This window comes from Kitasatospora sp. NPDC034035 (assembly GCF_055575755.1).
In genome coordinates this window covers 393,508-414,496 of record NZ_JBVISA010000003.1, presented here as the reverse complement: position 1 = coordinate 414,496, position 20,989 = coordinate 393,508, and the positions used below count along the sequence as shown (strand labels likewise).

Annotated in this window: 19 protein-coding genes; 7 read left to right on the top strand and 12 right to left on the bottom strand. The window is 72.3% G+C overall.

Annotation, left to right across the window (positions count from 1 at the left end; all coding sequences use genetic code 11):
* On the bottom strand, positions 1-438 hold a 438-nt coding region (locus tag ACZ52J_RS06785; protein ID WP_465616352.1), incomplete at its 3' end, for an acyl-CoA dehydrogenase family protein.
* 252 nt (positions 439-690) lie between these two features.
* Between ACZ52J_RS06785 and ACZ52J_RS06780 the strand changes: the two genes are divergently transcribed.
* Positions 691-2,028, top strand: a complete 1,338-nt coding sequence (locus ACZ52J_RS06780; protein ID WP_360495401.1) for a UDP-glucose dehydrogenase family protein — start codon at positions 691-693, stop codon at positions 2,026-2,028.
* A gap of 202 nt (positions 2,029-2,230) precedes the next feature.
* The gene (locus ACZ52J_RS06775; protein ID WP_465616350.1) at positions 2,231-2,656 is read left to right on the top strand and encodes a CoA-binding protein; all 426 of its coding nucleotides are present in this window, start codon (positions 2,231-2,233) and stop codon (positions 2,654-2,656) included.
* Here ACZ52J_RS06775 and ACZ52J_RS06770 read toward each other — a convergent pair.
* The 3 genes from ACZ52J_RS06770 to ACZ52J_RS06760 are packed head-to-tail and all read right to left on the bottom strand — an operon-like array spanning position 2,653 to position 5,570.
* The gene (locus tag ACZ52J_RS06770; protein WP_465616348.1) at positions 2,653-3,867 is read right to left on the bottom strand and encodes a dipeptidase; all 1,215 of its coding nucleotides are present in this window, start codon (positions 3,865-3,867) and stop codon (positions 2,653-2,655) included. The two genes, ACZ52J_RS06775 and ACZ52J_RS06770, sit on opposite strands and share 4 nt — an antisense overlap.
* Positions 3,868-3,900: 33 nt before the next feature.
* Positions 3,901-4,434: a 5-(carboxyamino)imidazole ribonucleotide mutase gene (gene purE, locus ACZ52J_RS06765; RefSeq protein ID WP_360495389.1), complete on the bottom strand. Its 534-nt coding sequence runs from the start codon at positions 4,432-4,434 to the stop codon at positions 3,901-3,903.
* Positions 4,431-5,570, bottom strand: coding sequence for a 5-(carboxyamino)imidazole ribonucleotide synthase (locus tag ACZ52J_RS06760; RefSeq protein ID WP_465616379.1), 1,140 nt, complete (start codon positions 5,568-5,570; stop codon positions 4,431-4,433). Before ACZ52J_RS06760 ends, purE begins: the two co-directional genes overlap by 4 nt.
* Positions 5,571-5,828: 258 nt before the next feature.
* Here ACZ52J_RS06760 and ACZ52J_RS06755 point away from each other — a divergent pair, with 258 nt between their 5' ends.
* Both ACZ52J_RS06755 and ACZ52J_RS06750 read left to right on the top strand, forming a co-directional pair.
* Complete coding sequence (locus ACZ52J_RS06755; protein WP_465616345.1) at positions 5,829-6,389, top strand: GtrA family protein; 561 nt, start codon at positions 5,829-5,831, stop codon at positions 6,387-6,389.
* A 194-nt stretch (positions 6,390-6,583) separates the two neighbouring features.
* Complete coding sequence (locus ACZ52J_RS06750; RefSeq protein ID WP_465616343.1) at positions 6,584-7,279, top strand: ester cyclase; 696 nt, start codon at positions 6,584-6,586, stop codon at positions 7,277-7,279.
* Positions 7,280-7,339: 60 nt separating this feature from the next.
* Here the strand turns inward: ACZ52J_RS06750 and ACZ52J_RS06745 are convergent, their stop codons facing one another.
* Positions 7,340-8,587, bottom strand: a complete 1,248-nt coding sequence (locus ACZ52J_RS06745; RefSeq protein WP_360495381.1) for an ATP-binding protein — start codon at positions 8,585-8,587, stop codon at positions 7,340-7,342.
* A 64-nt stretch (positions 8,588-8,651) separates the two neighbouring features.
* Positions 8,652-9,326: a response regulator transcription factor gene (locus ACZ52J_RS06740; RefSeq protein ID WP_030058577.1), complete on the bottom strand. Its 675-nt coding sequence runs from the start codon at positions 9,324-9,326 to the stop codon at positions 8,652-8,654.
* A gap of 329 nt (positions 9,327-9,655) precedes the next feature.
* Here ACZ52J_RS06740 and ACZ52J_RS06735 point away from each other — a divergent pair, with 329 nt between their 5' ends.
* Positions 9,656-11,164, top strand: a complete 1,509-nt coding sequence (locus tag ACZ52J_RS06735; RefSeq protein WP_465616341.1) for a peptide MFS transporter — start codon at positions 9,656-9,658, stop codon at positions 11,162-11,164.
* 136 nt (positions 11,165-11,300) lie between these two features.
* Positions 11,301-13,352 carry a prolyl oligopeptidase family serine peptidase gene (locus tag ACZ52J_RS06730; RefSeq protein WP_465616339.1) on the top strand — a complete coding sequence of 684 codons (2,052 nt, stop codon included), beginning with the start codon at positions 11,301-11,303 and terminating at the stop codon, positions 13,350-13,352.
* Between the two features lie 57 nt (positions 13,353-13,409).
* On the opposite strand, the gene hutI is transcribed toward ACZ52J_RS06730, so the two are convergent.
* The 4 genes from hutI to hutU are packed head-to-tail and all read right to left on the bottom strand — an operon-like array spanning position 13,410 to position 18,872.
* Positions 13,410-14,585 carry an imidazolonepropionase gene (gene hutI, locus ACZ52J_RS06725; protein ID WP_465616337.1) on the bottom strand — a complete coding sequence of 392 codons (1,176 nt, stop codon included), beginning with the start codon at positions 14,583-14,585 and terminating at the stop codon, positions 13,410-13,412.
* Positions 14,586-14,620: 35 nt separating this feature from the next.
* Positions 14,621-15,973, bottom strand: a complete 1,353-nt coding sequence (locus ACZ52J_RS06720; protein ID WP_465616377.1) for a formimidoylglutamate deiminase — start codon at positions 15,971-15,973, stop codon at positions 14,621-14,623.
* Positions 15,974-16,005: 32 nt separating this feature from the next.
* Positions 16,006-17,187 (bottom strand): allantoate amidohydrolase, encoded by a 1,182-nt coding sequence (locus tag ACZ52J_RS06715; RefSeq protein ID WP_465616375.1) that lies wholly within the window; start codon positions 17,185-17,187, stop codon positions 16,006-16,008.
* A 17-nt stretch (positions 17,188-17,204) separates the two neighbouring features.
* Positions 17,205-18,872 carry a urocanate hydratase gene (gene hutU / locus ACZ52J_RS06710; protein ID WP_360495355.1) on the bottom strand — a complete coding sequence of 556 codons (1,668 nt, stop codon included), beginning with the start codon at positions 18,870-18,872 and terminating at the stop codon, positions 17,205-17,207.
* Between the two features lie 181 nt (positions 18,873-19,053).
* Here hutU and ACZ52J_RS06705 point away from each other — a divergent pair, with 181 nt between their 5' ends.
* Positions 19,054-19,629: a Uma2 family endonuclease gene (locus tag ACZ52J_RS06705; protein ID WP_465616335.1), complete on the top strand. Its 576-nt coding sequence runs from the start codon at positions 19,054-19,056 to the stop codon at positions 19,627-19,629.
* 1 nt (position 19,630) lies between these two features.
* On the opposite strand, the gene ACZ52J_RS06700 is transcribed toward ACZ52J_RS06705, so the two are convergent.
* Positions 19,631-19,951 carry a hypothetical protein gene (locus ACZ52J_RS06700; protein ID WP_465616333.1) on the bottom strand — a complete coding sequence of 107 codons (321 nt, stop codon included), beginning with the start codon at positions 19,949-19,951 and terminating at the stop codon, positions 19,631-19,633.
* 91 nt (positions 19,952-20,042) lie between these two features.
* On the bottom strand, positions 20,043-20,912 hold the full coding sequence (locus ACZ52J_RS06695) for a MurR/RpiR family transcriptional regulator (RefSeq protein ID WP_360495349.1): 870 nt from the start codon (positions 20,910-20,912) through the stop codon (positions 20,043-20,045).
* Between the last annotated feature and the right edge of the window lie 77 nt (positions 20,913-20,989).

Here is a 20,989-nt window from a genome sequence, read left to right as displayed (position 1 = left end):
CATCCCCGCCGCGTCCGAACCCGCCTCCGGCTCCGACAGGCAGTACGAGAACATCCCCTCACCCCGCGCCAGCGCCCCCAGGTACTTCGCCTTCAGCTCCTCCGAACCCGACAGCTGCACCGGCAGCGACCCCAGCTTGTTCACCGCCGGGATCAACGACGACGACGCGCACACCCGCGCGACCTCCTCGATCACGATCACCGTCGCCAACGCGTCCGCACCCGCACCGCCGTACACCTCCGGCACGTGCACCGCGTGCAGGTCATTGCCCGCCAACGCGTCCAGCGCCTCCTGCGGGAACCGCCCCTGCTCGTCCACCTCCGCCGCGAACGGAGCGATCTTCGCCTCGGCCAGCGAACGCACCGCCTCACGAAGCATCTCGTGCTCCTCGGAGATACGGAAGAGATCGAAGTCAGCTGCCCCTGCGCTGCCCGCCATGATGCCTGCCTCGTCGTCCAGTGACCGAAGCCCGGCGAAGCCGGATCCGGCCCGATCGAACCGGTCCGATCGACGTCGAATCCGGGGTTAACTACCGTTCAGTAGCAATCCTAGGGCTCCGACCTGCGGCTGCCTAGCGTCCCGGGCCTGCGGCCGATCCCTGCACGCCCGGGCAGGACGGATAGCATCGGGGGCGTCCGTACCGGTCGGGTCCGCATCCAGGCCGGTCGAGTCCGCCTCCAGGGAGAACCCGTGACCCTCCGCATCTCCGTGATCGGCACCGGCTACCTCGGCGCCACGCATGCCGCCGCGATGGCCGAGTTCGGCTTCGAGGTGCTGGGCCTGGACATCGACCCCGACAAGATCGCCATGCTCACCGCCGGCCGCGTCCCGATGTACGAGCCGGGGCTGTCCGAGCTGCTGCTCAAGCACGTGGCCGGGCACGAGGGTTCGACCGGGCGACTGCGGTTCACCACCTCCGCCCAGGAGGCCGCCGAGTTCGGCGACGTGCACTTCGTCTGCGTCAACACCCCGCAGCGCAAGGGCGAGTTCGCCGCCGACATGTCGTACGTCGACACCGCGATCGACGAGCTCGCACCGCACCTGACCCGCCCGGCCCTGGTGGTCGGCAAGTCCACCGTCCCGGTCGGTTCGGCGGCCCGGCTGGCCGAGCGGCTGGCCGCGCTCGCGCCGGTCGGCGAGGGCGCCGAACTCGCCTGGAACCCGGAGTTCCTGCGCGAGGGCTTCGCCGTCCAGGACACCCTGCGGCCGGACCGGATCGTGGTCGGCACCCAGAGCGAGCGGGCCGAGCGGCTGCTGCGCGAGGTGTACGCGGAGCCGATCGCGGCCGGGGTGCCGTTCGTGGTCACCGACTACGCGACCGCCGAACTGGTCAAGGCCGCCGCGAACTCCTTCCTGGCCACCAAGATCTCCTTCATCAACGCGATGGCCGAGGTCTGCGAGGCGGCCGGCGCGGACGTCACCCAGCTCAGCAAGGCCCTGGCCTTCGACGAGCGGATCGGCGGCAAGTTCCTCAACTCCGGCCTCGGCTTCGGCGGCGGCTGCCTGCCCAAGGACATCCGCGCGTTCATGGCCCGGGCCGGCGAGCTCGGCGCCGACCAGGCGCTGACCTTCCTGCGCGAGGTCGACTCGATCAACATGCGGCGCCGCTCCCGGATGGTCGAGCTGGCCCGCGAGCAGTGCGGCGGCGGCTTCCTGGGCCGGCGGGTCGCCGTCCTCGGCGCCGCCTTCAAGCCCAACTCGGACGACATCCGGGACTCCCCCGCCCTCAACGTGGCCGCCCAGATCCAGCTCCAGGGCGCCCAGGTCACCGTCTACGACCCGAAGGCCGTCGACAACGCCCGCAAGATGTTCCCCTCGCTCACCTACGCCGGCTCCGCCCTGGAGGCCGCCGAGGGCGCCCACGTCGTCCTCCACCTCACCGAGTGGGCCGAATTCCGCGAGCTGGACCCGGCCGAGCTGGGCGCCGTGGTCGCCGAGCGCCGCCTCCTCGACGGCCGCAACGTCCTCGACGCCGACGCCTGGCGCGCCGCCGGCTGGACCTACCGCGCCCTCGGCCGCCCCAGCTGAACCCCTGAGCCCCCGGCGCCCGCCCCCGAACCCGGGGGCGGGCGGGCTTTTCGTGCAACCGATTCGCGCAACCGATTCGGGCAACCGAATTGAGCATGTTCACCTAAGGCGACGACGACGGTACGGCCCGGGTCAGGCTCCGGGCCTTCGACGCCTGAGCCCTGGCCGGAATCCCGCGTCCCCGGGCGTCGTTGGAACCGGCATGACGAGCTACGGCGACGACGCGACGGTCCGCGAGATCCTCACCGGCACCGGGGACACCTGGGCCGTGGTCGGCCTCTCCGACAACACCGCCCGGGCCGCCTACGGCGTGGCCCGGGTGCTGCAGCGCTACGGCAAGCGCATCGTGCCGGTGCACCCGAGGGCCGAAACGGTCCTCGGCGAGCAGGGCTACGCCTCGCTCGCCGAAATCCCGTTCGCGGTCGACGTGGTGGACGTGTTCGTGAACAGCGCGCTGGCCGGGGAGGTGGCCGGGCAGGCCGTGGCGGTCGGGGCGAAGGCGGTGTGGTTCCAGCTCGGGGTGGTGGACGAGGCCGCGTACGGGCGGACCCGGGAGGCCGGGCTCGCCATGGTGATGGACAAGTGCCCGGCCCTCGAGATCCCGCTGCTGGACGGGGACGGGGCCTAGGAGTTCGCGCCGTCCAGCTGGGCGATGGTGGCGATGGACGGGCGGCGGCCGGCGCGCAGTGAGGTGGCGGCGGACTCGGCGTCGCGCAGGACGCGGACGGCGTTGTGCCAGGTGAGCTTGGCCAGGTCGGCCTCCGACCAGTGGCGGCGCAGGAGTTCGGCGACCAGGTTGGGGTAGCCGGCCACCGAGTCCAGGCCGTCCGGCAGGAAGGCGGTGCCGTCGAAGTCGCCGCCGATGCCGATGTGGTCGATGCCGGCGACCTCGCGCATGTGGTCGAGGTGGTCGGCGACGGTGGCCGGGGTGGCGATCGGGCGCGGGTGTTCGGCCTCGAAGGCGTACTGGCGCTCCATGGCCGGCGGGGTGGTGTCCAGCGGATGGAAGCCGTGGGCGCGCATGTTGTCGTCGGCGGCGAGGGTCCACTCGATGGCGGCGGGCAGGATGAACTTGGGCACGAAGGTGGCCATCGCCACGCCGCCGTTGGCGGGCAGCTGGGCGAGGACGTCGTCGGGGATGTTGCGCGGGTGGTCGCAGACCGCGCGGGCGGAGGAGTGCGAGAAGACCACCGGCGCCTCGGTGACCCGCAGGGCGTCCCGCATGGTGTCGGCGGAGACGTGCGAGAGGTCGACCAGCATGCCGAGCCGGTTCATCTCGCGGACGACCTCCTCGCCGAAGCGGGTCAGCCCGCCGGCCACCGGCTTGTCGGTCGCGGAGTCGGCCCACGGCACGTTGTCGTTGTGGGTGAGCGTCAGGTAGCGCACACCCAGCTCGTACAGGGCGCGCAGGGTGGCGAGCGAGCAGTCGATGGAGTGGCCGCCCTCGGCGCCCATGAGGGAGGCGATCCGGCCCTCCGCGCGGGCGGCCTCGATGTCGGCGGCGGTGCGGGCCAGGCGGAGCCGGTCGGGGTAGCGCTCGACGAGGGCGTGGACGAAGTCGATCTGCTCGAGGGTGGCGCTCACCGCGTGGTCGCCGGCCAGCGAGGCGGGGACGTAGACGGACCAGAACTGCGCGCCGACCCCGCCCTCCGCGAGGCGGGCGAGGTCGGTGTGCAGGCGGTCGCTCTGGTCGGCGGCGAGGTCGAGCGCGCCGAGGTCGTACCCGGCCTGCTCGCGCATCGCCCAGGGGAGGTCGTTGTGGCCGTCCACCACGGGGGCGGTGCGCAGCAGGGCGCGGGCGCGGTCCAGCGGGGTGGGGGAGTCCGTCTCGGAAGTCATGCGAGCTGTTCTACCCCACCGCCGCGACCGTGGTTACTTGCCGAAGCCGAAGGAGGAGGAACCGGCCACCTTGGCCCGGAGCTTCTTGCCCTTCTCGGTGGCCTGGCTGTTCAGCTCGGCCTGGAAGTCGGTCATCCGCTCGGTGAGCTCGGGGTCGAAGGCGGCGAGCATCCGCACCGCGAGGAGGCCCGCGTTGCGCGCGCCGGCCACCGAGACCGTCGCCACCGGGACGCCGGCCGGCATCTGGACGATCGACAGCAGGCTGTCCATACCGTCCAGGTAGCGCAGCGGCACCGGCACGCCGATGACGGGCAGCGGGGTGACCGAGGCCAGCATGCCCGGCAGGTGGGCCGCGCCGCCGGCGCCCGCGATGATCGCCTTCAGGCCGCGCTTGTGGGCGTTCTCGCCGTACGCGACCATCTCGCGCGGCATCCGGTGGGCGGAGACGACGTCCACCTCGTAGGGGATCTCGAACTCGTCGAGGGCCTGGGCGGCGGCCTCCATGACGGGCCAGTCGGAGTCCGAGCCCATGACGATGCCGACGACGGGCTGGGCGGAGGCGCTCATTCGGTGATCGTTCCTCGCAGGTAGGCGGCCGCGTGGCGGGCGCGCTCGCGGACGTCTTCGAGGTCGTCCCCGAAGACGTTGACGTGGCCGACCTTGCGGCCGGGCTTCACGTCCTTCCCGTACATGTGGATCCGCAGCCCGGGGTCGCGGGCCATGCAGTGCAGGAAGGCGTGGTACATGTCCGGGTAGTCGCCGCCGAGGACGTTGACCATGACGGTCCACTTGGCGCGCGGCCGGGGGTCGCCGAGCGGGAGGTCGAGGACGGCCCGCAGGTGGTTCTCGAACTGCGAGGTGACGGCGCCGTCCTGGGTCCAGTGCCCGGAGTTGTGCGGGCGCATGGCCAGCTCGTTGACCAGGATCCGGCCGTCGCGGGTCTGGAACAGCTCGACGGCGAGGTGGCCGGTGATGCCGAGTTCGCCGGCGATCCGCAGGGCGAGCTGCTGGGCCTCGTCGGACAGGGCCGGGTCGAGGTCCGGCGCGGGGGCGGTGACCTCGGCGCAGACGCCGTTCTCCTGGACGCTTTCCACGACCGGGTAGGCGACGGCCTGGCCGCTGGGCGAGCGGACCACGTTGGCGGCCAGCTCGCGGACGAAGTCGACCTTCTCCTCGGCCAGCACGGGGACGCCGGCCAGGAACGGGGCCTGCGCCTCCTGCTCGCTGTCCACGACCCAGACGCCCTTGCCGTCGTAGCCGCCGCGGACGGTCTTCAGGACGACGGGGTAGCCCTCGCCCTCGGCCGCGAACGCGGTGACGTCGGCCGGGTCGGCGACGATCCGGTGGCGGGGGCAGGGCACGTCGATGGAGTCCAGCTTGGCCCGCATCACGCCCTTGTCCTGGGCGTTGACGAGCGCGTCCGGGCCGGGGCGGACGGCGATGCCGTCGGCCTCCAGGGCCCGCAGGTGCTCGGTGGGGACGTGCTCGTGGTCGAAGGTGACCACGTCGCAGCCCGCGGCGAAGCGGCGCAGGGTGTCGAGGTCGCGGTAGTCGCCGAGGACGACGTCGGAGACCACTTGCGCGGCGGAGTCCTGGGGCGTGTCGGCGAGGAGTTTGAACCTGACCCCGAGCGGGATGCCCGCCTGGTGTGCCATGCGGGCCAGCTGCCCGCCACCGATCATGCCCACCACTGGAAAATTCACATTGCCCGGGGAAGTCACGCCGCCAGGATATCCGGGCCGGTCGGGGGTGGTGGAGCCGCTGGTGGGCCCTCGGAAGCGGACGCGCGTAGATGTCAACCCGGGGGCCTCGCGGCTGAGCCGTTCGGCGGAAGCGGGTAGCCTGGACGGCCAGGTCCTGGTCTACGCGGTCAGATCATGTGCGTGCACGCAGGGCTCAAGGGGCGGCCGCGCCGCTGCGATCAGCCCTTTCGACCCGCAGGCACATGGAGGCAGTCCGGTATGGCGACGACCGCAGCTTCGAAACCCTCACTCGCGCAGAAACTGCGTGGGCTCAAGGGCGAAGTCGTGAAGTTCGGCATCGTCGGCCTGAGCGGCGTGGTGGTCAACTTCGCCGTCTTCTGGGTCTGCATCAACGGCCTGCACCTGGCCTCGGTGCGGTCGAACATCGCGGCGACGGTGATCGCTATCGCCACCAACTACCTCGGCTACCGCTACTGGCTGTACCGGGACCGCGACGCCGCCTCCCGCAAGCGGGAGATCACGCTCTTCCTGGTCTACAGCGGCATCGGCATGCTGATCGAGACCGGCGTGCTCGGCTTCTCGGTGTACGTGCTGAAGCTGGACTCGCACTACGAGCAGCTGGGCGCCAAGGTGATCGGCCTCGCGGTGGCCACCGTCTTCCGCTTCGTCTCCTACCGCACCTGGGTGTTCAAGGCCGAGCCGGAGCCGGTCGAGCTGCCGGCCCAGCAGACGGCGGGCACCGCCAGCGGCCAGGAGCTGGCCGCCCAGGCCGAGCTGATGCTGGCCGCCGAGCAGATCCGCTACGCCAAGGCCGAATAGGCCCCGCGCCCGGTAGCCCTCCCCCGCGGGCCACGCGCACCACGCCCAGACCCGCGGACCGCACAGACCCCGCAGCCCCGGCAGGCCGATCCGGCCGCCGGGGCTTGCTGTCTGCGCCGCCGGCGGAGGAGAGTGGTGACCAAGGGCGAGCGCGGTCAGCGAACGATCACGGCCGGGGGGTCAGGAGGCTCGCCATGACGTTCGTCCAGATCATCGACTGCCAGACCGACAGGCTCGACGACCTCAACCAGCTGATGGACACCTGGGTCGAGGCGACCCGGGGCAAGCGGACCGCCTCGCACGCGGTGGTCGGCACCGACCGTTCCGACACCAAGCACGTGGTGGAGATCGTGGAGTTCCCCTCCTACGAGGAGGCGATGAAGAACTCCCACCTGCCCGAGACCGACCGGATCTTCCGGGAGATGGTGGCGCTCTGCGACGCGCCGCCGACCTTCACCGACCTCGACGTGGTCCGCGACGCGCGGTTCAACAAGGCCACCGCGAGCCGGGTCCTCGAACGGCTGTCGGCCGGCAACCTCGACATCATCGACGAGTGCATGACCGCCGACTACCGCGACCACGACTACGGCAGCGAGAGCGACGCGGTCGGCCCGGCCGCGTTCCGGGAGCGCTGCGGCAACTACCTGGGCGCCTTCGACTTCACCTTCGACACCGAGGGCCAGATCGCCGAGGGCGACGAGGTGGCCACCCGGTGGACCTGGCACGCCACCCAGAAGGCCGACTTCATGGGCGTACCGAACACCGGCAAGTCGGTGGTCGGACGCGGCACGACCACCTTCCGCTTCAGGGACGGGAAGATCTGCGAGGGCTGGTGGCAGTGGGACGTGATGGGCCTGATGCGCCAGCTCGGCGTGCTGCCCGGCGCCTGACCCTGCCCCGGCGAACCCCGACCGGCGACCCCGCTCGGTCCTCGTGCTCGGTCCTCAAGCTCAGTCCTCGTGGCTGCGCCCGAGGAAGATCGCGAACACCGGGGGCTTCAGCGAGAGCAGTTCGAGCCGCCCGCCGTCCGCCTCCGCGAGGTCGCGGGCGACGGCGAGGCCGATGCCGGTGGAGTTGCGGCCGCTGACCGCGCGCTCGAACACCCGGTTGCCGAGGTCCGGCGGCACTCCGGCGCCTTGGTCCTGCACCTCGACCACGACCGAGGTGCCGGAGGGCCGGACCCGCAGGGTGATCGTCCCGGCGCCGTGCATCAGGGAGTTCTCGATCAGGGTGGCCAGCACCTGGGCGACCGTCCCCGGGGTGCCGACCGCGGTGATCCCGTGCAGGCCTTCCAGGGAGAGCACCCGGCCCTTCTCGCGCAGCGTCGGGCCCCACTCCTCCACCTGCTGCTTGATGACCTCGTCCAGGTCGAAGGCGACGGCGGTGGGGCTGCGCGGGTCGCGCTGGGTGGTGAGCAGCCGCTGGACGACGTCGGTGAGCCGCTCGACCTGCTGGAGGGCGATGGTCGCCTCCTCCTTGACGGTCTCCGGGTCCTCGGCGAGGGCGGTGATCTCCTCGAGTCGCATGGAGAGCGCGGTGAGCGGGGTGCGCAGCTGGTGCGAGGCGTCGGCGGCGAGCCGTCGCTCGGCGGTGAGCATCCGGGCGATCCGCTCGGCGCTGGTGTCCAGCACCTCGGCGACCCGGTCGAGTTCGGGCACCCCGTAGCGGCGGTCGCGCGGGCGCGGGTCGCCGGAGCCGAGCCGTTCGGCGGTCTCGGCGAGGTCGGTGAGCGGGCGGGCGAGCCGCTTGGCCTGCCAGACGGCGAGCGCCACGGCGGCCTGGACGGCGAGCAGGGCGACCACGCCGAGCAGCAGCAGGTTGTTGGCGATCTCGTGGTCGACGTCCTCGCGGGACTGCTCGACGGTGACGGTCTCGCCGCTGTTGCCGCGTTCGACGGCCTTCAGCAGGTGGCTGCCCGCCGGGCGCTGGCCGGCCGAGAGCACCTGCTGGCCGGGGATCTGCACCTCGACGTAGGTGCCCTCGGTGACCTGGCTCTCGAAGGCCCGCTCGTTGGTGACGCCCTCGTTCGCGCCGATCCGGCTCTCGACCAGGGCGAGCACCCGGACGGCGGCCGCGTCCACCCGGTCCTGGGCCGAGTTGACGATGGTGCGCTTCTCGACCAGGGCGAGCGGCACGCAGAACACCACGACGACCACCAGGACGACGCCCAGCAGCGAGTTGATCATCCGGCGTTTCACGCTGCCGCTCCCCGAGGTGTTCCGCTTCACCGGCTGTGGCCCGGTCCCGATCTCCGTACGGGGGCTAATTCTTCTCGAACCGGAACCCCACTCCGCGCACGGTGGCGATGTAGCGCGGGTTGGCCGCGTCGTCGCCGAGCTTCTTGCGGAGCCACGAGATGTGCATGTCCAGGGTCTTGGTGGAGGTCCACCAGGTGGTGTCCCAGACCTGGCGCATGATCTCCTCGCGGGTGACCACCCGGCCGGCGTCCCGGACCAGCACGCGCAGCAGCTCGAACTCCTTGGCGGAGAGGGTGAGCTCCTCGTCGCCGAGCCAGGCGCGGTGGGACTCGATGTCGATCTTCACCCCGTGCGCGCCGGTGGTGAGCTGGTCGACGTTGCCGCGCCGGAGCAGGGCCCGGACGCGGGCGAGCAGTTCGGCCAGGCGGAAGGGCTTGGTGACGTAGTCGTCGGCGCCGGCGTCCAGGCCGACCACGGTGTCCACCTCGTCGGCGCGGGCGGTGAGCACCAGGACGGGGCAGCTCTTGCCGTCGGCACGCAGGCGGCGGCAGACCTCCAGGCCGTCCATCTCGGGCAGGCCGAGGTCGAGGACGACGAGGTCGACCTCCTCGGTGAGGCCGGCGGCCAGTGCGGTCGGACCGTCCTCGCGGACGAGCACCTCATAGCCCTCGCGTCGCAGGGCCCGGGCGAGCGGTTCGGAGATCGCCGGATCGTCCTCGGCAAGCAGCACACAGGTCATGGGGTGATGGTAGTCCGCCGGGGTAAGCCCGTACGCCCTGTGAGGTAGTTCACAGAGCGTGATCGTTATACGGGCATCCGACTGAGTTCAACAGAGCGTTGCGGCCCGCCGGTTCAGCGAAGAATCCCCTACTGGATCTTGAATCCGAAGGAGGATAACCGCATCTACCATGGATCGATCGGGAAGATCTGTTCATCTCTTTGCCATTGCCATACCTAATTCGTGGCTTTTGTCATCTGATAGAGCCGAATATCGCCACGTAGAGTGGTTTCGTCCACGTCCGCCGCCACCCCCCTAGGCGGACGCTGTCAGGCAAGGAACCCCTACACATGGCGTCTACGACCCTGGACGCCGACGTTACGTCGGCCTCTCCCAGCGGCAAGACCTTCCTCGGTCACCCCCGAGGCCTCGCCACTCTCTTCATGAGCGAGATGTGGGAGCGCTTCAGCTACTACGGCATGCGCGCCCTGCTGGTGCTCTACATGACCGCCTCCATCACGGACGGCGGGCTCGGTATGAAGGCGGCGGTCGCCGCCGCCGTGTACAGCGTTTACACGGCCATGGTCTACCTGCTGGCCCTCCCGGGCGGCTGGATCGCGGACCGCTTCCTCGGCGCGCGCAAGACCGTCGCGGTCGGCGGCACGATCATCATGATCGGCCACTTCCTGCTGGCCGTCCCGTTCAGCGCGTCGTTCTTCGTCGGCCTCGCCCTGATCGCGATCGGCTCGGGCCTGCTCAAGGCCAACATCTCGACGATGGTCGGCCACCTCTACGACGGCCCGAACGACCCGCGCCGCGACGGTGGCTTCACCGTCTTCTACATGGGCATCAACCTCGGCGCCTTCGCGGCCCCGCTGGTCATCGGCACCGTCGGCCAGAACGTCAGCTGGCACCTGGGCTTCGCCCTGGCCGGCGTCGGCATGGCGCTCGGCCTGGGCCAGTTCCTGCTGGGCACCCGCCACCTGAGCCCGAAGAGCAACGTCGTCACCTCGCCGATCAGCGCGGACGAGAAGCGGAAGATCTTCACCAAGGCCGGCATCTGGCTGGCCGTCGCGGCCGCCTTCTACGTGATCGTCGCCGTCACCGGCCACTTCACCATCAACTGGGCGATCTGGCCGCTGTCCATCGCGGGCCTGGCGATCCCGGTCTTCGTCTTCGCCAAGGTGAAGCGCGACAAGGACCTCGACGCCGCCGAGCAGTCCAAGATGAGCGGCTACATCTGGTTCTTCGTCGCCGCCGCCGTGTTCTGGATGATCTACGACCAGTCCGGCTCGACGCTGAACATCTTCGCCGACGAGCACACCGCGTCCACGCTGCTCGGGTTCGACTTCCCGTCCAGCTGGTTCCAGTCGCTCAACCCGCTGTACATCATGGCGCTGGCCCCGGTCTTCGCCTGGATCTGGGTCGCCCTGGCCCGTCGGTCGAAGAACCCCAGCACCACCATGAAGTTCGCCTTCGGTCTGCTGATGATCGGCGCCTCCTTCATCGTCATGATGCTGGCGATGGCCTCCGCCTCCGGCGGCGCCAAGGTCACCCCGCTGTGGCTGGCCATGGTCTACCTGGTCCAGACCGTCGGTGAGCTCACCCTCTCCCCCGTCGGCCTGTCCGTCACCACCAAGCTGGCGCCCACCAAGTACGCCAGCCAGATGATGGGCGTCTGGTTCCTCGCGGTCACCGCGGGCGACTGCGTCGCCGCCATCTTCCAGCTGGTGCTGGGCGACAAGGTGGTCGGCGGCACCGCGTACTTCGCGGTGCAGGGCGCCATGGCGATCCTCGCCGGCATCGCGCTGGCGATGTACCGCAAGAAGGTCGTCAAGCTCATGGGCGACGTGCACTGACCCGACGTGCACTGATGCACTGACGATCGGCTCACGACTCCGGGGCCGCCGTGGATTCCTGAGATCCACGGCGGCCCCGGCCGTTTTCCCCCGTTCCCCCGACGGGACCGGGCCGGCCATGCCTACGGTGCCCGGTATGACGACCGACTCGCTCCCCCGTCAGTTGGCCCGCACCCGCCGGTTCACCCTCGGCGCCCCCACCCGGCCGCAGCCGTCCGCCGACGGCGCCACCGTGCTGTTCCTGCGCGGCCGGGACGGCACCGACCCGCTCACCTGCCTCTGGGCCCTGGACACCGACGGCGGCGGGGAACGACTGATCGCCGACCCGGCCGCCCTCGGCGCCACCACCGGCATCACGGCGTACGGCACCGACGCCGACGGACGGTACGCGGCCTTCGCACTGGACGGCGCGCTGTGGCTGGCCGACACCGCCGACGGCACCGTCCGCACCGTCCCGGCCGCCGGTGAGCCGCAGGAGGTGCGGCTGGACCCGACCGGCCGCCGGATCGCCTACGTCAGCGGCGGCGCCCTGCGGGTGGTCGGCGTCGACGGTGCGGACGACCGGGCGCTCGCCGAACCCGAGGCCGAGGACGTCTCCTACGGCCTCGCCGAGTACGTCGCCACCGGGGAGATGTACCGCACCGACGGCCACTGGTGGTCCCCCGACGGCAGCGCCCTGCTGGTCGCCCGGGTCGACGAGCGCCCGGTCACCCGTTGGTTCCTCACCGACCCGGCCGACCCGCGGCAACCGCCGCGCGCCATCCGCTACCCGCCGGCCGGCACCGCCAACGCCGACGTCTCGCTGTGGCTGCTCGGCCTCGACGGGAGCCGCACCGAGGTCCGCTGGGACCGCACCGCCTTCGAGTACCTCACCGCCGCCGGCTGGGACGGCCACGGCCCGTACGCCGCCGTGCAGAGCCGTGACCAACGCACCGTCCGCACCCTGGCGATCGGGGCGGACGGCGCCATCCGGGTGCTCGCCGAGCGAACGGACCCGCACTGGGTCGAACTGCTCCCCGGCCTGCCGGTCCGGACAGCGGGCGGGGCATTGGTCGACACCGCCGACGACGGCGACACCCGGCACCTGACTGTCGACGGCAAGCCCGTCACCCCGGCCGGGCTGCAACTGCGGGCCGTCCTCGGGACAGAGGGCGAGCAGGTGCTGTTCACCGCCTCCGAGGAGCCCACCGAAACTCACCTCTGGACGTACGAACCGGGCCACGGCATACGACAGTTGAGCAGCGGCCCGGGCCTGCACGACGGGGTCGCGCGGGGCGGAACGCTGGTCCTCACCACCCGCTCCCCCGGCGGCCGCACCACCGTCCTGCGCGAGGGGCGTCCGGCGCTCCCGCTGGTTTCGCACGCGGAGCCGCCCGTGCTCGCCTCCCGCCCCGAACTGCTCCGCCTCGGCCCCCGCGAACTGCGCGCCGCGCTCTACCTGCCCACCGGCCACCGCCCCGCCGACGGCCCGCTGCCAGTCCTACTCGACCCGTACGCCGGGCCCGCCATGCAGAAGGTCACCACCGGCGGCGCCTGGCACGAGCAGGTGTCCCAGTGGTTCGCCGACCAGGGCCTCGCGGTGCTGGTGGTGGACGGCCGCGGCACCCCCGGACGCGGGCCGCGGTGGGACAAGACGATCTACGGCGACAAGGCCGGCCCCGCTCTGGAGGACCAGATCGACGGCCTGCACGAGACCGCCCGGCTGCGGCCCGGACTGCTCGACCTCGACCGGGTCGCCATCCGCGGCTGGTCGTACGGCGGCTTCCTCGCCGCGCTCGCCGTGCTGCGCCGCCCCGACGTCTTCCACGCCGCCTCCGCCGGGGCCGCCCCCACCGACCACAGGATGTACGACACCCACTGGCAGGAACGGTTCCTCGGCCACCCCGACGAGCACCCCGAGCACTACGACGCCGGCGACCTGATCGCCGAAGCGCCGAAGCTGCGCCGCCCGCTGCTGCTGATCCAGGGCCTCGCGGACGACAACGTCTTCCCCGCCCACACCCTGCGGCTCTCCCGGGCCCTGCTCGCCGCGGGCCGCCCGCACGAGGTCCTGCCGCTCGCCGCCACCGGCCACCGGCCGAGCGACGAGGCGGTGGTGGAGCACCTGCTGGGGCACGAACTGGACTTCCTCCGGCGCTCCTTGGCCTCGGATGACACACCCGGACCCGGACAGCAGGCCTCGGAATAGCGAAAGGCTCCCGCGCCCGCCACCCCGGGGGCGCGGGAGCCTCCCGCCGACCGCAGGTCAGACCTCGCGGACGCCCGCCCGCCAGACCGCGGCCGTCAGTGGCACGCCAGGCCGGTAGGCCAGGTGGACGTGCGAGGGCGCGTCGAGCAGCAGCAGGTCGGCCCGGGCGCCGGGCGCGACCACGCCGACGTCGGTGCGCCGCAGCGCGTGGGCGCCGCCCGCGGTGGCCGCCCAGACCGCCTCGTCCGGCGTCATCCCCATCTCCCGCACCGCGACCGCGATGCAGAACGCCATCGAACTCGTGAAGCTGGAGCCCGGGTTGCAGTCGGTGGACAACGCCACCACCGCCCCCGCGTCCAGCAGTCGGCGCCCGCTCGGGTACTCGGCCCGGGTGGAGAACTCCGCCCCCGGCAGCAGCGTCGCGACCGTCCCCGACCCGGCCAGCGCCGCCACGTCCTCGTCCGTCAGATGGGTGCAGTGGTCCGCCGAGGCGGCCCCCAGCTCGACGGCGAGCTGCACGCCGGGCCCGTACGAGAGCTGGTTGGCGTGCACCCGGGGGGTGAGGCCGCGCTCGATGCCGGCGGTCAGGATCGCCCGCGCCTGGTCGCCGTCGAAGGCGCCCTTCTCGCAGAACACGTCCACCCAACGGGCGTGCGGGGCGCAGGCGTCCAGCATCTCGCCGGTGACCAGGTCGACGTACCCGGCCGGGTCCTCGGCGTACTCGGGGGCGACCACGTGCGCGCCCAGGTAGGTGGTCTCCGGGGTGTGCCGCGAGGCGATCCGCAGCGCCCGAGCCTCGTCCGCCACCGTCAGCCCGTAGCCGGACTTGCACTCGATGGTGGTGGTGCCCTGGCGCAGCGCCTCCCGGACGAACCGGTCCAGGTTGGCGTCCAGTTCGGCGTCGCTCGCGGCCCGGGTGGCCGCCACGGTGGTGCGGATCCCGCCCGCCGTGTACGCCTGGCCGGACATCCGGGCGTTGAACTCGGCGGTGCGGTCGCCCGCGAACACCAGGTGGGCGTGCGAGTCGACGAAGCCGGGCAGCAGGGCCCGGCCCTCGGCGTCGAAGCGCTCGTCCGCGGCCGGGGCCTGCGCCGCCGGCCCGACCCAGGCGACGGTGGCGCCGTCCAGCACCACGGCCGCGTCGGTCAGCAGGCCGAGCGGCCCGGCGCCCTGCCCGGGGTCGTTGGTGACCAGGCTGCCGATGCCCGTGATCAAGGTGGTCCTGGTGCTCAAGACAAGGCCTTTCGAGGGGAGTTGGGGAGGTGGGCTCAGTAGTCCAGCGCGCCGATGGCGGACCGCAGCGCCCCCGGAACGTCGGCCACCAGCTGGTGCGCGCCGTCCCGGACGACGTGCCGGCCGCCGACCACCACGTGCCGCACGTCCGCCGCCGAGGCCGCGAAGACCGCGATCTCGGCGCCGAGCCGGGGCGGCGGGCCCGCGGTGCGGACGGAGTCCAGCGCGATCACCGTGAAGTCGGCGAGCGCCCCGGCCTCGATCCGCCCGGCCTCCGGCCAGCCGAGCGAGGCGTGCCCGTCCTCGGTGCCGGCCCGCAGCAGCGCGTTGGCCGTCCAGTGGCCGCGGGTGCGGGTGCGCAGCCGCTCGTCCAGCTCCAGCGCGCGGGCCTCCTCGAACGGGTCGACGACCGCGTGGCTGTCGCTGCCCAGGGTGATCGGGCAGCCCGCCGAGGCGAGCCGGCGGGCCGGGCCGATGCCGTCCGCGAGGTCCCGCTCGGTGGTGGGGCACATGCAGACGGTCGTGGAGGAGTCGGTGAGGAGCTTGACGTCCTCGTCGGTGAGGTGGGTGGCGTGCACGACCGAGGTGCGCGGGCCGAGCGCGCCGTGGTCGGCGAGCAGCCGGGTCGGGGTGACGCCGTGCGCGGCGAGGCAGGCGTCGTTCTCGGCGGTCTGCTCGGACAGGTGGACGTGCAGCGGCGCCTTGCGCATCGCCGCCCAGTGGGCGACGGTGCCCAGCTGCTCGGCCGGGACGGCCCGGACCGAGTGGATGGCGGCGCCGATCCGGGCGTGCTCGCGCGGCTTGAGCGCGTCCGCCCGCTCGGCCCAGGCCTGCGCGTCGCCGTCGCCGAACCGCTGCTGCGGCTTGGTCGGCTCGGCGCCGAAGCCGGCGGACAGGTAGCAGGTGTCCAGCAGGGTGATCCGGATGCCGGCCCGGGCGGCGGCCTCGATCAGCGCCTCGCCCATCGCGTTCGGGTCGGTGTAGCGGGCGCCGCCGGGCGCGTGGTGCAGGTAGTGGAACTCGCCGACGGCCGTGATCCCGGCCAGCGCCATCTCGGCGTAGACGGCGGTGGCGAGGTCCAGGTAGCTGTCCGGGTCGAGCGCGCCGGCGAACCGGTACATGGTGTCGCGCCAGGTCCAGAAGGTGCCGGAGCCGACCTGCACGTGCCCGCGCAGCGCGCGGTGGAAGGCGTGCGAGTGGGCGTTCGCCTGGCCGGGCAGCAGCAGCCCGTCGAGGCGGACGGCGCCGGGCGGGCAGGGCCCGCTGTCCGGCGTCACCGAGGTGATCAGGCCGCCGGGGCCGGTGGCGATCAGCACGTCCCGCTCGACCACCGGCCCGTTGGGGTGCGGCAGCCAGGCGTGCTGCGCCCAGTAGCTCACCGCGGTCACCGCGGCCGTTGAGGACGGTGAGGTCGCTGAGGTCACTGACACGCCAGGTCCTCCAGTACGTCGGCGAGGGCGGTGACCCCGGCCAGGCAGTCCGCCACCTCGGCGTGTTCGGCCGGGGAGTGCGAGACGCCGCTGGGGTTGCGCACGAACAGCATGGCGGTCGGGATCGCGGACGCCAGGATCCCGGCGTCGTGTCCCGCGCCGGTGGGCAGTACCGGGGCGTCCAGCAGCTTGGCGAGCCGGTCGCGCAGCGGGCCGTCGAAGTCCACCACCGGGGTGTACGACTCGCGGGTCAGCTCGACCCGGACGCCGTCGCGCCCGCCGCGCTCGGCGGCGGCCTGCTCGATCTCGGCGACCAGCGCGGTGAGGGTGCGCTCGTCGGCCGCCCGGGAGTCCAGCCAGCCGCGCACCAGCGAGGCGATCGCGTTGGTGCCGTTGGGCTCGACCGCGACCTTGCCGAAGGTGGCCAGCGCACCCGCCTGCTTCGCCTTCTTGCGGGCGGCGAGCACCGTGTTGGCGTAGGTCAGCATCGGGTCGCGGCGGTCCTCGATCCGGGTGGTGCCGGCGTGGTTGGCCTCGCCGTGGAAGTCGAACCGCCAGCGGCCGTGCGGCCAGATCGCGCCGGCCACGCCGACCGGCTGCCCCTCGGCGAGGTAGCGGCCCTGCTCGACGTGGAGTTCGACGAAGGCGCCGATCCGGGCCAGCCGGTCGTCGTCCGCGCCGATCCCGGTCGGGTCGTAGCCGGCCTTCTCCATCGCGTCGGGCAGCCGGACGCCGGCGGCGTCGCGCAGCTCGTACGCGGCCTCGCGGGAGAGCACCCCGGCGGTCAGCCGGGAGCCGATGCAGGCCACGCCGAACCGGGCGCCCTCCTCGTCACCGAAGTTGACGACCGCCAGCGGCCGGGTGAACTCGGTTCCCCGGGCGCGGAGTTCGTCCAGCGCGGCGAAGGAGGAGACCACCCCGAGCGGGCCGTCGAAGGCGCCGCCGTCCGGGACGGAGTCCAGGTGCGAGCCGGTGACGACGGCCCCGCCGGCCTGCGGGTCGCCCAGCCAGGCCCACTGGTTGCCGTTGCGGTCCAGCTCGTACGCCAGGCCGCGGCTGCGGGCCTGCTGCTCGAACCAGGCGCGGCACTCGGCGTCGGCGGAGTTCCAGGCGAACCGGCGGTAGCCGCCGGAGGAGGCGGAGCGGCCCACGGGGAGCAGCTCCGCCCACATCTCTTCGAAACCGGAGGTCACAGCTCACCCATCGGGACGCGGACCCCGCGCTCGGCGGCGACCTCGGTGGCCCGGTCGTAGCCGGCGTCGACGTGCCGGATGACGCCCATGCCCGGGTCGTTGGTGAGCACCCGGCGGATCTTCTCCCCGGCCAGCGCGGTGCCGTCGGCGACGGTGACCTGGCCGGCGTGGATCGAGCGGCCGATGCCGACGCCGCCGCCGTGGTGGATGGAGACCCAGGAGGCGCCGGAGGCGACGTTGACCATGGCGTTGAGCAGCGGCCAGTCGGCGATCGCGTCCGAGCCGTCCAGCATCGCCTCGGTCTCCCGGTACGGGGAGGCGACCGAGCCGCAGTCCAGGTGGTCGCGGCCGATGACGATCGGCGCGGACAGCTCGCCGGAGGCGACCATGTCGTTGAAGCGCTCGCCGGCCTTGTCGCGCTCGCCGTAGCCGAGCCAGCAGATGCGCGCGGGCAGGCCCTGGAAGTGCACCTTCTCCTGGGCCAGCTTGATCCAGCGGGCCAGCGACTCGTTCTCCGGGAACAGGTCGAGGACGGCCTTGTCGGTCTTGTGGATGTCCTGCGGGTCGCCGGACAGCGCCGCCCAGCGGAACGGGCCCTTGCCCTCGCAGAACAGCGGGCGGATGTACGCGGGGACGAAGCCGGGGAAGGCGAAGGCGCGGTCGTAGCCGGCCAGCTGGGCCTCGCCGCGGATCGAGTTGCCGTAGTCGAAGACCTCGGCGCCGCGGTCCAGGAAGCCGACCATCGCCTCGACGTGCGCGGCCATCGACTCGCGCGAGCGCTGGGTGAACTCGGCGGGCTTGGCGGCGGCGTAGTCCGCCATGTCGTCGAAGGCGACGCCGACCGGCAGGTAGCTGAGCGGGTCGTGGGCGCTGGTCTGGTCGGTGACGATGTCGATCGGCGCGTCCATCGCGAGCAGCTGCGGGAAGAGCTCGGCGGCGTTGCCCAGCAGGCCGATGGAGAGCGGCTGCTTCTTGTCGCGGGCGGCGGTGGCCAGCTCCAGAGCGTGGCCGAGGTCCTTGGCCTCGACGTCCAGGTAGCGGTGCTCGATCCGGCGGGAGATCCGGGACGGGTCGCAGTCGATGCAGATCGCCACGCCGCCGTTCATGGTCACGGCCAGCGGCTGGGCGCCGCCCATCCCGCCGAGGCCGGCGGTGAGGGTGATGGTGCCCTCCAGCGTGCCGTTGAAGCGCTTGTTGGCGACGGCGGCGAAGGTCTCGTAGGTGCCCTGGAGGATGCCCTGGGTGCCGATGTAGATCCAGGAGCCGGCGGTCATCTGGCCGTACATGGTGAGCCCGAGGCTCTCCAGCCGGCGGAACTCCTCCCAGTTGGCCCAGTCGCCGACGAGGTTGGAGTTGGCGATCAGCACGCGCGGCGCCCACTCGTGGGTCTGCATCACGCCGACCGGTCGGCCGGACTGGACCAGCATGGTCTCGTCCTGCTTCAGGCCCTGCAGCGTCTTCACCATGGCGTCGAAGGAGCGCCAGTCCCGCGCGGCCTTGCCGGTGCCGCCGTACACGACCAGCTTCGACGGGTGCTCGGCCACCTCGGGGTCGAGGTTGTTCATCAGCATCCGCAGGGCGGCTTCCTGCTGCCACCCCTGCGTCGTGAGTCCCGTACCACGCGCCGCGCGCACCTCACGCGGACCGCTCGCCTGCTGCACCATAGTCCCGGCCTCCTGCGGATGGATTCATTCAAGCTCTGCTCGACTGAATATAACTAAACAGCAGGGTTTCGACCAGACCCCGGAACAATCCGATCAGCCCCGGCATCCGCCGACTTGGCGCGCTAGCCTGAACGCGGCGAACACCAGCCGCTCGGCCCAGCTCCAGGGAGCGGAGGACACGATGACGGCCATCAGTGTGCGGCCCGGCAGACTCCGGGATGTGGCGGAGGAGATCGAACAGCGCACGGGACTTCGCGTCCAGATCATCGGAGGAACGCTGCTGATGCCCCCGACTCTCCGCGGTAAGCACGCGGGGACCGTCAAGCGCTTGTCCCGCCAGCTCGACGACAAACTTCCGGCCGGTCTCGGCGCCTATGAGGTCTCGTCGATCAACATGCCCGACGACGCGGAGGACTACGCGACACCCGGCTTGGTCGTCCTGCCGTCCGACTGGGAGGACGACGACGACGACTGGCTGGCAGACCCCCACGACGTCGAGCCGGCCGTGGAGGTCGTCTCAACCTCTGAGCGTGTCAGCCACATCGCCGCCAAGACCAGTTGGTACGCGATCGCGGGCGTGCCGGTCCTCCTCGCGGTCGATCCCCGCCAGGGCGCCTGGACCCTCCACACCCACCCTCGCGACGGCGAGTACCAGGGCGTGCTGCACGGCAAGTACGGCGAGCCCGTCCCGCTGACCTCACCGCTGCCGGCCGAACTGGACACGTCCCGGCTCCCGCTGTACGCCCCCCGCAGCTGAGTCAGGCCGCCGCGTCGCCGTCCCAGTCGATGCCGATCTCGGCGAGCCAGCGGCGGTCGGCGTCGTCGGGAGCGGGCGGGGACGGCGGGCGGGGAATGTTCTGGACGGGGCCGAGGCCGTACTTCTCGGCAGCCGCGCCGGCCCGGGCGTCGGCTTCGACGACGCCGACGTGCACGGCCGACTCGTCGCCCGGGTCGAGGACGGTCAGTTCGGGTTCGGGCAGGCGCCGCAGGGTGACGCGGCGTCCGCAGGCGGGGCAGGACCATTCGTCGGCACCAGAGGACAGGCGGGCGACGAACTTCATCTCGTGGATCACGCGCATGGGCGCACCCCCTGTAGGAGGGGATGCCCGGGTTCGTGACGGCTATTCCGGCCGCGCCCATTCCGGGCCGCGTTTGTTCCGGGAGCCGGGCTTATTCCAGGAAGAGGCCGCGCGCCGTCGCCGACTGCTCGATCGCCTCCAACCGGGCCTCGGCACCGGGGAGTTCGTCGCACATGGCCTGCAGCAGCACCCGGCCGAGCATCATCGGCGCGCACGCGGTGTCGAAGACCAGCCCGGTGCCGACGGCGGCCGGCAGCATCAGGTCGGAGAGCTTGGCGACCGGCGCGAACGCGCTGTCGGCGACGGTGAGCACCGTCAGCCCGCACTCGCGGGCCACCGTCAGCGCGTCCATCAGCTCCCGCGGGTAGCGCGGCAGCGCGAAGCAGAGCAACGCGGTGGCCCCGGCCGCGGCGGCCTGTTCCAGCCGGTCGGCGAGCATGCTGCCGCCCTCGTCCAGCAGCCGGATGTCCGGGTGCACCTTGGCGGCGAAGTACGAGAAGCCGCGCGCCTGCGCCGAGGCGGCCCGCAGGCCGAGCACCGGCAGCGGGCGGGAGGCGGCGAGCATCCGGGCGGCCCGGATGATCGGCTCCGGGTCGGCGAGGAGTTCGGCAAGGTGGCGCAGGTGCGCGATCTCGGCGAGCACGGCCTGCTGGTGCTCGTTGCGCACCGCGTCGTCCGGGGTCTCCGGCGCGGCCGGTTCTCCCCCGCCGAGCTCGCGCAGTTGCTTGCGCAGCGCCGGGTAGCCGTCGTACCCGAGCGCGACCGCGAACCGGGTGACGGACGGCTGGCTGACGCCCGCGAGTTCGGCGACCTCCACACTGGACAGGAACGGCGCCTCGGTGGCGTGCCGCACCAGCGAGTGCGCGATCCGACGCTGGGTCGGGGTCAGCCGGTGGCCCTCGAACAGCTGGAGCAGCCGGGCGGAGGGGCCGACGCTGCCGGTCTCGTCGGTGGCGGTCATCAGCGGTACCTCCGGGTGCGAGCGGTTCGGACGACGACTGTGCAGCAGCGGGCCGCGCCTGGCAAAGACGTCTCGTA

Coding starts and splice junctions, on each gene's coding strand:
- ACZ52J_RS06775 (WP_465616350.1), top strand. CDS start 2,231: ATGACGAGCTACGGCGACGACGCGACGGTCCGCGAGATCCTCACCGGC.
- ACZ52J_RS06770 (WP_465616348.1), bottom strand. CDS start 3,867: ATGACTTCCGAGACGGACTCCCCCACCCCGCTGGACCGCGCCCGCGCC.
- purE (WP_360495389.1), bottom strand. CDS start 4,434: ATGAGCGCCTCCGCCCAGCCCGTCGTCGGCATCGTCATGGGCTCGGAC.
- ACZ52J_RS06755 (WP_465616345.1), top strand. CDS start 5,829: ATGGCGACGACCGCAGCTTCGAAACCCTCACTCGCGCAGAAACTGCGT.
- ACZ52J_RS06750 (WP_465616343.1), top strand. CDS start 6,584: ATGACGTTCGTCCAGATCATCGACTGCCAGACCGACAGGCTCGACGAC.
- ACZ52J_RS06740 (WP_030058577.1), bottom strand. CDS start 9,326: ATGACCTGTGTGCTGCTTGCCGAGGACGATCCGGCGATCTCCGAACCG.
- ACZ52J_RS06735 (WP_465616341.1), top strand. CDS start 9,656: ATGGCGTCTACGACCCTGGACGCCGACGTTACGTCGGCCTCTCCCAGC.
- ACZ52J_RS06730 (WP_465616339.1), top strand. CDS start 11,301: ATGACGACCGACTCGCTCCCCCGTCAGTTGGCCCGCACCCGCCGGTTC.
- ACZ52J_RS06715 (WP_465616375.1), bottom strand. CDS start 17,187: ATGTGGGCGGAGCTGCTCCCCGTGGGCCGCTCCGCCTCCTCCGGCGGC.
- hutU (WP_360495355.1), bottom strand. CDS start 18,872: ATGGTGCAGCAGGCGAGCGGTCCGCGTGAGGTGCGCGCGGCGCGTGGT.
- ACZ52J_RS06705 (WP_465616335.1), top strand. CDS start 19,054: ATGACGGCCATCAGTGTGCGGCCCGGCAGACTCCGGGATGTGGCGGAG.
- ACZ52J_RS06700 (WP_465616333.1), bottom strand. CDS start 19,951: ATGCGCGTGATCCACGAGATGAAGTTCGTCGCCCGCCTGTCCTCTGGT.
- ACZ52J_RS06695 (WP_360495349.1), bottom strand. CDS start 20,912: ATGACCGCCACCGACGAGACCGGCAGCGTCGGCCCCTCCGCCCGGCTG.